This window comes from Plantibacter sp. RU18 (assembly GCF_050613355.1).
In the GTDB taxonomy this organism is placed as follows: Bacteria; Actinomycetota; Actinomycetes; order Actinomycetales; family Microbacteriaceae; genus Plantibacter.
The window spans coordinates 3143822-3156886 of record NZ_CP159618.1 but is presented as its reverse complement, the minus strand read 5'-3'; the positions used below and the strand labels follow the sequence as shown (position 1 = coordinate 3156886).

The 13065-nt window shown below is 68.1% G+C and carries 12 protein-coding genes; 5 read left to right on the top strand and 7 right to left on the bottom strand.

Translation table 11 applies throughout. The features are described from left to right. Positions 1-53: 53 nt before the first annotated feature. Complete coding sequence (locus ABMA10_RS15150; protein WP_347869507.1) at positions 54-911, top strand: LysR family transcriptional regulator; 858 nt, start codon at positions 54-56, stop codon at positions 909-911. 27 nt (positions 912-938) lie between these two features. Here ABMA10_RS15150 and ABMA10_RS15145 read toward each other — a convergent pair whose 3' ends face one another. Further along, entirely contained in the window at positions 939-2402 is a 1464-nt protein-coding gene (locus ABMA10_RS15145) for an MFS transporter (protein ID WP_347869506.1), read from the bottom strand. Between the two features lie 229 nt (positions 2403-2631). On the opposite strand from ABMA10_RS15145, the gene ABMA10_RS15140 reads away from it, so the two are divergent. Further along, the gene (locus ABMA10_RS15140; RefSeq protein ID WP_347869505.1) at positions 2632-4095 is read left to right on the top strand and encodes a serine hydrolase domain-containing protein; all 1464 of its coding nucleotides are present in this window, start codon (positions 2632-2634) and stop codon (positions 4093-4095) included. Between the two features lie 40 nt (positions 4096-4135). Here ABMA10_RS15140 and ABMA10_RS15135 read toward each other — a convergent pair whose 3' ends face one another. The 4 genes from ABMA10_RS15135 to ABMA10_RS15120 all read right to left on the bottom strand — a co-directional run bounded on the left by ABMA10_RS15135 (position 4136) and on the right by ABMA10_RS15120 (position 8013). Next, on the bottom strand, positions 4136-4531 hold the full coding sequence (locus ABMA10_RS15135) for a VOC family protein (RefSeq protein WP_347869504.1): 396 nt from the start codon (positions 4529-4531) through the stop codon (positions 4136-4138). A gap of 85 nt (positions 4532-4616) precedes the next feature. Then, positions 4617-6698, bottom strand: a complete 2082-nt coding sequence (locus ABMA10_RS15130) for a heavy metal translocating P-type ATPase (RefSeq protein WP_414693686.1) — start codon at positions 6696-6698, stop codon at positions 4617-4619. Between the two features lie 69 nt (positions 6699-6767). Then, positions 6768-7019: a response regulator gene (locus ABMA10_RS15125; protein WP_347869503.1), complete on the bottom strand. Its 252-nt coding sequence runs from the start codon at positions 7017-7019 to the stop codon at positions 6768-6770. Positions 7020-7044: 25 nt separating this feature from the next. Next, positions 7045-8013, bottom strand: coding sequence for an aldose 1-epimerase family protein (locus tag ABMA10_RS15120; protein ID WP_347869502.1), 969 nt, complete (start codon positions 8011-8013; stop codon positions 7045-7047). Positions 8014-8087: 74 nt separating this feature from the next. Between ABMA10_RS15120 and ABMA10_RS15115 the strand changes: the two genes are divergently transcribed. Then, on the top strand, positions 8088-8798 hold the full coding sequence (locus ABMA10_RS15115; protein ID WP_347869501.1) for a DUF1345 domain-containing protein: 711 nt from the start codon (positions 8088-8090) through the stop codon (positions 8796-8798). Positions 8799-8827: 29 nt separating this feature from the next. On the opposite strand, the gene ABMA10_RS15110 is transcribed toward ABMA10_RS15115, so the two are convergent. Continuing rightward, entirely contained in the window at positions 8828-10183 is a 1356-nt protein-coding gene (locus ABMA10_RS15110) for an MFS transporter (RefSeq protein WP_347869500.1), read from the bottom strand. Positions 10184-10314: 131 nt separating this feature from the next. Here ABMA10_RS15110 and ABMA10_RS15105 point away from each other — a divergent pair, with 131 nt between their 5' ends. After that, positions 10315-11385 carry a hypothetical protein gene (locus tag ABMA10_RS15105; RefSeq protein ID WP_431030657.1) on the top strand — a complete coding sequence of 357 codons (1071 nt, stop codon included), beginning with the start codon at positions 10315-10317 and terminating at the stop codon, positions 11383-11385. Between the two features lie 35 nt (positions 11386-11420). Here the strand turns inward: ABMA10_RS15105 and ABMA10_RS15100 are convergent, their stop codons facing one another. Next, positions 11421-12698 (bottom strand): DUF445 domain-containing protein, encoded by a 1278-nt coding sequence (locus ABMA10_RS15100; protein ID WP_347869498.1) that lies wholly within the window; start codon positions 12696-12698, stop codon positions 11421-11423. Positions 12699-12780: 82 nt separating this feature from the next. On the opposite strand from ABMA10_RS15100, the gene ABMA10_RS15095 reads away from it, so the two are divergent. After that, on the top strand, positions 12781-13059 hold the full coding sequence (locus tag ABMA10_RS15095) for a metal-sensitive transcriptional regulator (protein WP_347869497.1): 279 nt from the start codon (positions 12781-12783) through the stop codon (positions 13057-13059). Positions 13060-13065: the final 6 nt, after the last annotated feature.

Sequence of the window (13065 nt, the reverse complement as noted above, 5' to 3'; positions counted from 1 at the left end):
CGAATCACCTGTGCGTAAAATGCAAATGTCGCTTCTGTTTATACACTGAATGCATGAATATCGAGGTGCGGCAGCTGCGGACGCTCGTCGCGATCGTCGACGAGGGCAGCTTCACCGACGCCGCGATCTCGCTCGGCCTGTCGCAGGCCGCCGTGTCGCGGTCGCTCGCGTCGCTCGAGCGCCAACTCGGCGTGGTCCTCCTGCGTCGGACGACGAGGGAGTGGAGTCTCACGTCGGCTGGATCACCGATCCTCGCACGAGCGCGCCGGGTGCTTGCAGAGGTCGACGAACTGGTGCGAGAGGCCACCCACGGTCCCGCCCGGCTGCGGCTCGGCTACGCCTGGTCGGCGATGGGACGCCACACCGTCCCCTTCCAGCGTCGCTGGGCCGCCGAGCACGGCGACATCGAGCTCGACCTCGCCCGGACGAACGCACCCTCGTCGGGGCTGGAGGAGGGCCGAGCCGATCTCGGTATCGTCCGGGGCGAGCCCGACGAGCGCCGTTTCGGAAGCGCCATCGTCGGGCTCGAGCGGCGGTACTGCGCGATGGCGGCCGACGATCCGCTCGCGAGACGTCGTACCCTGCGGCTCGTGGACCTCGTCGACCGGTGCATGGTCATCGATCGCCGGACCGGGACGACCACCCTGGAGCTGTGGCCGGAGGAAGCCCGGCCGACCGAGATCCTCCGCAGCGACAACATCGACGACTGGTTGGCACTCATCGCCTCCGGCCGCGCGATCGGCATGACGTCGGAAGCGACCGTCGCGCAGTATCCGCGGCCGGGGATCTCCTATCGACGGGTCGCAGATGCACCGCTCATCCCTGTCCACCTCGTGTGGTGGAGGGGCGACCCACCGCCCGCCACCGAGGCCGTCCGGGAATTGCTCGTCGAGTTGTACCGCGGTCCGTGAACCACCGAACGGCCGTACCCCCCCCGCTCAACTGCCGGAACGCTTCTTCTCCGGCACGAGCGACAGCGGCTCGGTGATGTCCTCGAGGGACTTCCTCGCCGCGTCCACGCCGAAGATCAAAGCGATCAGCCCACCGAGGATCATCACTCCGGCGCCGATGAAGTAGCCGATCGTGAGCGGCCCACGGTCGGTGCCGTCGCCGATGAGGATGCCGTACAGCAGGGGCGCGACGGAACCGGCGATCTGACCGATCGCGAAGAAGTAGCCGATGACCTGGCTCCGGAGCTCGAGCGGGAAGATCTCGCTCACGGTGAGGTAGGCGCTCGATGCTCCGGCGGAAGCGAAGAAGAAGGACACGCACCAGAAGATCGTCTGGGTGGTCGCGTCGAGCGTGCCGGCGCTGAAGAGCACCGCAGAGACGGCGAGCACCACGCCGGAGACGCCGTACGTGAGGAAGATCATCTGGCGTCGGCCCCAGGTGTCGAACAGCCGCCCGAGCAGGAGCGGTCCGAGCAGGTTGCCGACGGCGAAGGGGAAGAAGTAGAACTGCGTCGATGACGGGCTGGTCCCGTAGAAGTTCTGGAGCACGAGGGCGTACGTGAAGAAGATCGCGTTGTAGAGGAACGACTGCGTGATCATCATCGCGAGGCCGACGAAGGTGCGCTTGGGATACTTCGTGAACAGCACGTGGAAGATCGTCCTCATCGGGATGCTCCCCTGGGACTGCACCGTGATCGCCTTGCTGTCGTCGACGGGCTCGATCGTCCCGCCCTGCCGGCGGACGGTCTCCTCGATGTCGTCGACTGTGTCCTCGGCCTCCTGCTCGCGGCCGTGCGTCATGAGCCAGCGCGGGCTCTCCGGGATGTGCCGTCGCAGGAAGATGATCGCGAGCCCGAGCACCGGGCCGATGAAGAAGCCGATGCGCCACCCGACATCCTCTGCGAAGTAGTCCGTGTTCAGGAGGAACAGATTCGCTGCAGAGCCGAGCGCTGCACCGCCCCAGTAGGTGCCGTTGATGGCGATGTCGACGTGGCCACGGTACTTCGCCGGGATGAGTTCGTCGATCGCGGAGTTGATGGCTGCGTACTCGCCGCCGATGCCCATGCCGGCGAAGAAGCGGAAGATCGCGAGGAACCAGAACGTCGGCGACAGGCCGGCGATGCCGCTCGCGACGAGGTAGATGGCGAGCGTCAGGATGAACAACTTCTTGCGGCCGAGCCGGTCGGCGAGCCGCCCGAAGACGAGGGCTCCGGTCACCTGGCCGAGCAGGTAGATCGTTCCGAGCAGGCCGACCTCGGCAGCGGACAGGCCGAGGGACCTCTGGAAGCCCGCGGACGCGACGATCTGGATCTCGAGGCCGTCGAGCACCCAGGAGAAACCGAGTCCGACGATGATCATCCAGTGGAACCGGGTCCACGGCAATCGGTCCATCCGCGCCGGGACGAGACTGCGGACCGGGCCGCGCTGCTCGGAGGTCGACGTGCTCGCCATGGTTCCGACTCCTTCCGCGGCCGCCCGTGGACGGTCGATCCGGGAGACGACGCTACTCCCGAGGCGGCCATCTGGCGTGCACGACTCGTGACCCTTGACTTCGGCCAGCGGGAGGAGCAAAGTACGCCCGGCGACCGGCAACAGCACACGTGTCGTCGACGTTTGCCCCTACGCTCGGAGAGCGGCATCACGAGGAACGGCCATCCGAGGCCGCCCGGAAGGAGACGGCATGCACCTGGTCGACGACAGCACGGACACCGGCATCGGTGGCATCTTCGCGGAGAGGATCGCGGCGGGCGTCGCTCCCGGATCCTACGTCGCCGTGTTCGACCGGGAGCAGCTCAGGTTCGAGCAGGGCCTCGGCGGTGTCACGGTCGGCGGGCCGGTCCCGACAGCCGACACGCTCTTCCGGATCGCGTCGTGCACCAAGAGCTTCACCGCAGCGGCGCTCCTCATCCTCCGCGACGCCGGACGCCTCGACCTCGACGCATCCGTCGAGGAGTTCGTTCCAGAGTTCGCGCCCACCGTGCCCGGCGGGATCACCGCTCCGGTGACGCTTCGCATGCTGCTCACGATGTCCGGCGGGCTCGGCACCGACGACCCGTGGGCCGACCGCCAGGAGTCGATGACCGGCGACGAGTTCCGCGTGGCACTCGCACGCGGTGTTCGCAGCGTGACCGTTCCCGGGACGGCGTTCTCGTACTCGAACCTCGGTTACGCCCTGCTCGGTCAGGTCATCGAGCGCGTGACGGGGCTCGGCTTCGCCGACGCCGTGACGTCGATGCTGCTCGAACCGCTCGGGCTCGGTGCCGTGTTCTCCCGACCAGACGGTGAGGAGCCGGCTGTCGCGATCGGCCACCGCGTCCGTTCGGGTGCGGTGGCCGGAGCGACTGGTCGCTTCGTCGAACTGCCGTTCTCCGGTCCCGGCGTCTTCTCCGCGATCGGCGGCTTGTTCGCTTCGGCGAACACCATGGTCGCCTGGGTGCGGTGGCTCGACAGCGCCTGGGCCGGGGACGACGCAGGTCCGCTCTCGGCGGCGAGTCGCCGCGAGATGCAGCAGCTGCATCGACTCGCGCCGCCTCGGCACGGTCGTGATGGTGCGCCGTCGCGCGTCGCGTTGGGGTACGGTTTCGGGCTGTTCGTCGAACAGGATCCCGAGCTCGGTGCAGTCGTCTCCCACTCCGGAGGCTATCCGGGCTACAGCGCGCACATGCGCTGGCATCCTGCCTCAGGGCTCGGCGTGGTCGCGTTCGAGAACGCCGGATACGCCGCTGTCTCCCAACCCGCTGAACGAGCGCTCCGACTGGCGATCGCCGCTGCCGAGACCGCAGACGCACTTCCGTCGACGGTCATCCGACCCTGGCCGGAGACGCTGGTCGCGTCGATGACGGCGACCGGGCTGCTCACGCACTGGGACGACCGGGTGGCGAGCGCGTTGTTCGCCGACAACGTGGCGCTCGACCGGCCGTTCGACGAGCGTCGTGCTGAACTCGAGGCCGCTGTCGACGCCGTCGGCGGTATCGCCGAGGTGGCTTCGGGCCGAGCGACGCCTGTCTGCGATTCGCCGGATCACCTGGTCTGGTTCGTCGAAGGCGAGACGGGCCGACTTCGGCTGGAAGTCCGGCTCACACCGATACTGCCGCTGCGTGTTCAGACCTTCTCCGTGACGGTGGACGCCCATCCGGCGGTCTGAGCCGAGACGCTTCGCCCCGGGGCCGGGGACCGAGGCGCGCCTAGGTGTTCGGCTGGCCGGTCGCCGCGCCGTAGTCGGGGAGCTGCTGCAGTGTCCAGGTGTTGCCGTCCGGGTCGTCGAAGGTGACGAAGCGCCCCCACGCCTGCTCGTCGACCGGTGAGGCGACCACGCCGTTGGCGGTGAGATGCGCGTACGCCTCATCCGCATCGGGGATCACGACTTGGATCGAGTCCTGCGTACCGGGCTCCATGTCGCTGATGCCGGTGCCGAAGGCGATCGAGCAGGCGGACCCGGGAGGAGTGAGCTGTACGAACCGGAGCTCCTCGTTGACCTGCTGGTCGTGATCGGCATGGAAGCCGACCTGGTCGACGTAGAACGCCTTGGCCCGGTCGACGTCCGTCACGGGGACGAAGATGAGCTCGATCTTCCAGTCCATGCTGGGCTCCTCACATTCGCTCGCGGCCATCGCGGCGCTGCTGTGCTGCCATGGTGCGACATCGACGACGCGGCCGCAAGGGGCTTCATCGGCGCACGACGGCCTCAGGACGCAGATCGAGGCGGCGGAGCAGCTGCGCATTCGCCGCGACCACGATCGTGGACAACGACATGAGCACCGCCCCGACGGCCATCGGCAGGATGAAGCCGATCGGGGCCAGGACGCCCGCCGCCAGCGGCACGGAGAGCAGGTTGTACCCGGCCGCCCACCAGAGGTTCTGCCGCATCTTGCGGGTGCTGCGGACGGAGAGCTCGATCACCGAGACCACAGCGCGCGGGTCTGAGCTCGCGAGGACGACGCCCGCCGATGCGATGGCGACGTCGGTACCGGCGCCGATCGCGATCCCGACGTCGGCCGTCGCCAGGGCCGGCGCGTCGTTCACACCGTCTCCGACCATCGCGACCGAGCGGCCGGCGTCCTGGAACTCGCGGATGATCCGTCCCTTGTCTGCCGGGGTGACCTCGGCGACGAACTCGTCGATGCCGATACCGGTCGAGATGTGCTCGGCGACCTGTTGCGCGTCGCCCGTGAGCATCACCACTCGGACTCCGCGGTCGTGCAGTGCGCGGACCGCTTCGGCAGACTCCGGCCGGACCTCGTCGGCCAGCGCAAGCGCTCCGAGCAGTGTGTCGTCGCGCAGCACGTGGAGGACGATCGCGCCGTCGGCGCGCCACTGGTCCGTCGCGGCCAGGGCGTCGAGACCGTGCTCACGGAGGAGAGCGGGTCCACCGACCGAGATGACGGCTCCATCGATCGTCGCGCTGACCCCGACCGCCGTCGAGGCCCGGAAGCCACCCGCGCGAGCCGGAGCGACTCCGCGGGTCTCAGCGGCCCGGACGATCGCCCGCGCCAGCGGATGCTCGCTGTCGAGCTCCGCTCCTGCGGCCAACCGGACCAGCTCCTCCTCGGTGCCGTCGACCACGGTGATCGCTGAGACGGCTGGCTCGCCCTTCGTCAACGTCCCGGTCTTGTCGAACACGACCGTGTCGACGGTCCGCATGGCCTCGAGGGCGGCGCGATCCGTGACGAGGATGCCGGCCCGGGCAGCTCGTTCGGTCGCGATGGAGACGACCAGCGGGATCGCCAGGCCGAGCGCGTGTGGGCAGGCGATGACGAGGACGGTGATGGTCCTGATGAGTGCATCCTCCGGTGTCCCGAGGATGGACCATGCGACAGCCGTCAGTGCTGCGGCGCCGAGGGCGAACCAGAACAACCATGCCGCCGCTCGGTTCGCAAGCAGTTGCGCCTTGGAGGACGATGCTCGCGCTTCGGCCACGAGCCGACCGATGCCGGCGAGTGCGGTGTCGTCGCCGATCGCGGTGATCGTGAGCCGGATGGCGGAGTCGGTCGAGACCGTTCCGGCCACCACGCGGTCGCCCGTGGTGCGACGCACCGGTCGGGATTCGCCGGTGATCATGGACTCGTCCAGTTCGGCGCTCCCGTCGACGATCAGGCCATCGGCCGGCACTCGGCCACCCGGGCGCACGATGACGACGTCGTCGAGGCGGAGCTCGGCCGGCGAGACCTCGGTGATGACGCCATCGGCATCGACGCGTTCCGCGACGTCCGGGAGGAGTGCGGCGAGCGAGTCGAGTGCCGACGACGACCTCGCCAGCGACCGCATCTCGATCCAGTGACCGAGCAGCATGATGACGATCAGCAGCGCGAGTTCCCACCAGAAGTCGAGGTCGTGCGCGAGCAGCCTGAGACTGGCGCCCCATGAGGCGACGAAGGCGACGGTGATCGCGAGCGCGATCAGCAGCATCATGCCGGGCTGCTTCGCGCGGATCTCGGTGAGCGCGCCGGTCAGGAACGGGCGCCCGCCCCAGACGTACATCACCGTGCCGAGGACCGGAGCGACCCAGGTGATGCCTGGGACGTCCGGCAGCTCGTAGCCGATGAGCATCGCGAACATGCCGCTCAGCCCGACGACGGGCACCGCGAACCCGAGCATGATCCAGAACAGGCGCCGGAACTGTGCCACGTGGTCGTGGTGACCGGCGTGCATGTCGTGTCCGGCTTGTGCGTCGTGGTGCTCGTGCGTGTCGTGCGTGCGTGTTCGCGTGTGCTCGACGTCGACATGATGGTGCTGCATCGGCTCGGTCATGAGATCAAGCTATACCCCGGTGGGGTATCCATCAAGAGGGTTCCGTTCGCTGAGAGGGAACCCGATCACTCAGGAGATCGAGTCGTCGTCTCCGTTGCCGTTGCGGTTCGTCGGCGAGATGTCCTCGGTCGATTCGAGGTATTCGTAGTTCGCCGTCGTCGGGCCGTCGTGGTCGCCCGTGCCGGTCGGCTCGCCGGCCTGACGGTAGATCAGCTGGCCTTCGCCGTAGGGCAGGACGAGTTCGCCGTCCTGGCCTGCGTCGAGAGGGATGATCTCTCCGTCGAGGGGGCCGCCACTGAGTTTTGCAAGAGTCTGGGACATGCCGCCAGCCTAGACCCGGCTGCCGTCAGATCGCTGCGATGGTCCAGGACACCAGGTGTGGTGTATTGGGGGAGAGGATCACGAGGTCGGTGCCGCTGTTGAACGCGTCCGGCGGGCACGTCATCGGCTCGACGGCGAGTCCGAGACGGCTGCGCGTCGGGTCCTCCTGGTCGGCGGTGTGCACTTGCACCCAGGGGAGCCCGTCGCTCCACGACATCGTGACGCCGGTGCCGGACGGCGCGGTCAGTCGGACGACGGTCCGTCCGTTCGCATCCTCCGGCGTCAGCGAGCTGAACGCGTGATCGATGAACGTGTCACCGATCGGCCGGGCGGTCCGGAAGTCGAAGTGCTGCTGTTCGTCGGCGTCGACGGACTCGAGCCAGACGGGGATGAGCCGGTCCGGCGTGACGGTGAGCACCTGGGCTGCGGGCAGCTCGAGGGTCCAGTCGTCGACCCGTCCCTCGCCGGCGACGAGGTACGGGTGCGGTCCGGTGCCGTACGGGGCATCGGCTTCACCGAGGTTCACCGCCTCGACGTCGGTCCGGAGTCCGTCGTCGTCGAGGGTGAACGTCGCCGTCACCTGGACACGGAACGGGTATCCGTCCTGGGCCTCGATCACGGTACGCAACGACGCGGAGCGCTCGCTCGACGCGATGACGGACCAGTCCAGCCAGGCGGCGAGACCGTGGAGGGCATGGCCACGTGCCGGCTCTGTCAGCGCGAGCTGGTGGTCTTCGCCGCTGAAGGCGTACCGGCCGTCCACGACGCGGTTGGGCCACGGCGCGAGCATCGCACCGCGGAACGCCGGGCGCACCTCGTCCGCATCGAACGGGACGACCAGGTCGCGACCGTCGAACGTGAGGTTCCGGAGTGACGCGCCGACACTGGCGATCGATGCGGCGTACGAACCATGCCGCAGGTCGACGCGTTCCCCCGACACTGGGCGCCGTTCGGCGGAGGATGGGACGGTCGCGGCGCTGGGAGAATCGATCACGGCACTATTCTGTCGCATGGGCTCGGGCCAGCGGTGCGTGCCGCGTCGGGAAGCCACACGCTAGTCTGCAACACATGGCGAGCAAGCAGGGCGCGCAGGGGTCGGCACCGGTCGCGGACACCCGCGTGCTCCACCGACGGCTGGGTGCGGTCGCGTACGTCCTCAGCCTCCTCTGGCAGCTCTGCATGGTCGTGGTCGGCATCACCTTCGCGATGACCGACGACTACGAGGACGGGTTCTTCTCGCTGCTGCTCTGGTGCGGCCTCGGCACGGTGTACGCCATCGTGGTCATCATCGTGCTCGGTCGTCTGAGCCACGGTGATCGCCCGGCGACAAGCCATCAGCCCTCACGGATCGAGCTCAGTCGTCCCGCGAGGATCGTCTCGACGTCGGCGACCATCCTTGCGAGCTTCGTCGGTCTCGGTGCGGCCACCGAGCTGCTCGCGCTGCGACACGACGCCGCCTGGCAGGGGACGATCGAGATCATCGGCGTCTGGGCCATGCTGCTCGCCTGGGGCTTCCTGCACTGGGGCTTCGCGCAGATGTACTCGCAGAGCTACTACGCGAGCGTCGACGACCCGCCGCTGCGCTTCCCGCACACGCCGTACCCGCGGATCACCGATTTCGTGTACTTCTCGTACACGATCGGGACCTCGTTCGCCGCCTCGGACGTCGAGACGCTGAAACCGATGGTCCGGTGGCGGGTGGTGTGGCACTCGGTGGCGAGTTTCTTCTTCAACGGGCTCATCATCGTGCTGGCGCTCAACACGATCACGTCCATCTGAGTCGGGCTCGTCTGCAGGCCGGTCGAGACTCAGTCGAGGGAGCGGCCGCGCATGTTCGACAGGAACAGTGCGGCTCCAGCAGCGACGATGAAGAATGCGGCGAACACCGAGAACAACAGCGCATTGCCACCGAGCAGGAGCGCCGGAACCGACAGCGGGGCGATGATCGAGGCGATCCGACCGACTCCCGCCGCCCAGCCGGCGCCGGTCGCCCGGAGCACCGTCGGATAGAGCTCCGGCGTGGTCGCATAGAGGGCGCCCCAGGCGCCGAGGTTGCAGAACGACAGACACATGCCGAACACGATGATCATCGGTTCGGTCGTCGCGGTACCGAACAGGACGGCCGACACGGCTGAGCCGGCGAGGAAGCTCGCGAGCGTCTGCTTGCGACCCCACGCCTCGATGAGCCACGCCGAGACGGCGTATCCGGGGATCTGGGCGAGCGTGATGATGAGCGTGAAGCCGAAGGACCGCACGAGCGAGAAGCCCGAAGCGACGAGGATCGTCGGGATCCAGATGAACGCCCCGTAGTAGGAGAAGTTGACGCAGAACCACACGATCCAGAGTGCCCCGGTGTCCCGGCGGTGCTCCGGTGACCACAGGCTGCGCAGACGTTCACGAGCGGTGAGCCCGGGAGCCGCGGCGACCCGGTCGACGTCGAGCGAGCCGGTCGGCGCGGCCCCGGGGGATTCCACACCTGCGGAGGCCTCGAACTCGCGCACGACGAGTTCGGCCTCACGGTGCCGACCTCTCGATTCGAGGAACAGCACGGACTCCGGGAGCCGAGCGCGGACGATCGCCGCGTAGATCGCGGGGAGCGCGCCGATCGCGAGCGCCCATCGCCAGCCGTCATCGCTCGTCGGGACGACGAGATAGCCGATCAGCGCAGCGGCGATCCAGCCGACAGCCCAGAACGCCTCGAGGAAGACGATGATCCTGCCGCGGATCCGGGGTGGAGCGAACTCGCTCATGAGGGTCGAGGCGACCGGGAGCTCCGCTCCGAGTCCGAGGCCAACGACGAACCGCAGCACGATGAGCACGCCGAGGCCCCAGGCGAGCGCCGAGGCCCCCGTCGCGATGCCGAAGATGAGCAGGGTGATCGCGAAGACGTGCCGGCGCCCGACACGGTCGGCGAGGAGCCCACCCAGCGTCGCGCCGATCGCCATGCCGAGGAACCCGGCGGAAGCGATCCACGAGAGTTCGGTGTTGCCGAGCTGCCATTGCACGGCGAGTTGCGCGAGGACGAAGGAGACGAGTCCGACGTCCATCGCATCGAGCGCCCAACCGACGCCGGAGCCGACGAGGAGTCGACCGTGCGCCTTCGTGAACGGGAGGGCGTCGAGGCGCTCGCTGCGGGTGCGTGGAGTCGTGGGTGTGGTGGACACGAGACCATTCTGGTGCAGGGCGGTCCTGTCGGGGCCCCCTGCTCGCAGATAGGCTGTCGCCACACGAACTGCGGGCATGCGGCCGCGCAGCTCGCCCGCTCCGCCCGCCGTCTCGTCGAAAGGCCACTCCCGTGACCGATGCACCTCCTCCCGACCAGTCGAATCCGAACGGGCGAACGCCGCAGGACCCGTATGGTCAGCAGCCGCAACAGAACCCGTACGGTCAGCAGCCTCAACAGAACCCGTATGGTCAGCAGCCTCAGCAGCCGCAGAACCCCTATGGTCAGCCGCCTCAGCAGCCGCAGAACCCCTATGGTCAGCCGCCTCAGCAGCCGCAGAACCCGTATGGTCAGCCGCCTCAGCAGCCGCAGAATCCGTATGGTCAGCAGCCTCCGCAGCCGCAGAACCCCTCTGCGCAGCAGTCGGGATACCCCTCGGGCCAGCGACCGCCGCAGGGCCCACCAGGTCAGTTCCCTCCATCAGGTCCTGGCGGAGGGAAGCCGAAGCGAACCGGTCTGATCATCGCGCTCGCCGTCGGCATCCCGCTCCTGCTCGCCGCGATCGTCACCGTCGTCGTGCTCGTCCTCACCCAATCCGCGACGCCGGTGGCAGATCCTTCTCCGACCCGCTCCGCCACCCCGAGGAAGAGCGCGACGCCGACTCCGACCGAGGCGAGCGCCACGCCGGAGCCGTCGAAGACCTACGTCACCATCCCGCCCGATCTCGACTTCGCAGCGGGGCAGGATGTGCCGGAGGGCTGGACGGCCTACCTCACGAACGAGTTCGACTCGTCGTGGGTCGCCGCCGGTCAGGATCAGAACGGCATCGACATCTATACGAACGCGTCGACCTCGTGCGAGGTGCGGCTCGGCAACATCGCGCTGACCCCGGAGGAGATCGCCGTCGGCGACGACCAGCGATCGAGCGACGCGTATCTCTCGAAGTACGTCGGTGCGGACTATGTCCAGGGCGACGGCACGACGGAGCAGTTGAACTACAACAGTGGCAGTGGCCTCATCGAGTTCCGAGTGCTGTCCTGGACGCAGGCGAACGGGGATCGCACCTACTGGGGTGTCCGCTCGCTCACCAGGATGGGCACGCTCGTCGTCTTCACCTTCACCTGCAAGGACCAGGGCGCGCTCGATCGCCTCGCGAACGACGTCGTGAACCTCGTCTCGGTGGAGCTGCTGCCGAAACGCTGACTCTCGCGCCGCGGTCCGGCCAGGGCTCCCTCCGCCTAGAAGGCGCCGAGCACCGCCTGCGCGATCGTGAAGATCGCGAGGCCGGCGAGCGCACCGACGATGGTGCCGTTCAGCCTGATGAACTGCAGGTCGCGTCCGACGAGCAGCTCGATCTTCTGCGTCGTTTCGCGGGCGTCCCATCGCTCGACGGTGTCCGTGATGATGCTCGCGATGTCGTGACGATAGCGGGTGACGGCGTAGGAGAGTGCGTCGGCCACTCGGGTGTCGACACGCGCCGAGAATGTGCGGTCGGTCGAGAGCCGGCGCCCGAAGTCCGAGATCGTGCCGGAGATGCGAACGCGTAGCTCGCTGTCCGGAGCATCGAGCGCCTCGAGGAAGGCCGTCTTCGCCGCCGTCCATGTCTTCCCGGCGACGTCGCGCACGCGAGGACTGTCGATCACCTCGTGCTTGGCGTTCTCGAACCGCTCGATGGTCCCGGCGTCATGCTGCAACTGGCCGGCCAGCTCACCGAGGTAGCCGTCGAGGGCGTGACGGAGCTGGTGATCGGGATCGGCGCGGACCGCCTGCACGAACGACAGGGCCTCGCGGTACAGCTTGTCGTCGACGAGTCGGTCGACGAAGGACGGCACCCATCCGGGGAGACGACTCGACACGAGCCGCTCGAAGGCGTTCGGATTGGCGATGAGCCAGTCGCCCGTGCGGTCGAGCAGGAGGTCGACGGCGTCGTGGTGGGCTCCGGCCTCGATGATGTGCTCCACCCACCGCCCGATGTTCGGCGCCCACTCAGGGTCGACGAGGTGCTTCGTGGCGAGCGACTCGATGACCTCGCGGACATCGTCGTCCGACAGGGTCTCGAGGAGTCCGCGGACGGCCACAGACCCCTCCGCGGTGACGCGTTCGGCGTTCTGCGGCTCGGCCAGCCACCCGCCGAGCTTCTCCGAGACGCTGAAGGACGCGAGCTTCTGGCGGATCACGTCTTCCGACAGGAAGTTGGTCTCCACGAACTCGCCGAGACTCACCCCGATCTCGTCCTTGCGCTTCGGGATGATCGCCGTGTGCGGGATGGGGATCCCGAGCGGGTGCCGGAACAGGGCCGTCACCGCGAACCAGTCGGCGAGTGCGCCCACCATGCCGCCCTCGGCCGCGGCCCGCACGTACTCCAGCCAGGGATAGCGCTCCTGCAGGCCGAACGCGACTGCGAAGATGACCGCCATGAGCACGAGGAGCCCGGTCGCGAGCCGCTTCATGGCGCGCAGGGCGCTCGCCCGTTCGGCGTCGGCTGCGGTGAGTTCGAGAGTCGGGGTGCTCGTCATCCGCCCATCCTAGGCTCGGTGCGACCCGCAGGCTTCGGGTGTCCGCGCAGCGGGCTGTACCCCCTGGTGGTACCCTGAGCGCGTGATCGAAGACATCAAGAAGCGGGCGCTGCACCGCACGAAGATCCTCGAGGGCCAGATGCGCGGGCTCGAGAAGATGATCGAGAACGAGGACTATTGCATGGACATCATCACGCAGTCCCTCGCCATCCAGAAGTCGCTGGGTTCGCTGAACAAGCTCCTCGTCGAGAACCACCTGCTGACGCACGTCACCCACATGTTCGAAGAGGGTGGCGAGAGCAAGGACGCCGCCGTCGCCGAGCTGCTGCGGGTGTTCGAGCTCAGCAACAACCGCGGCTGAGGCGCC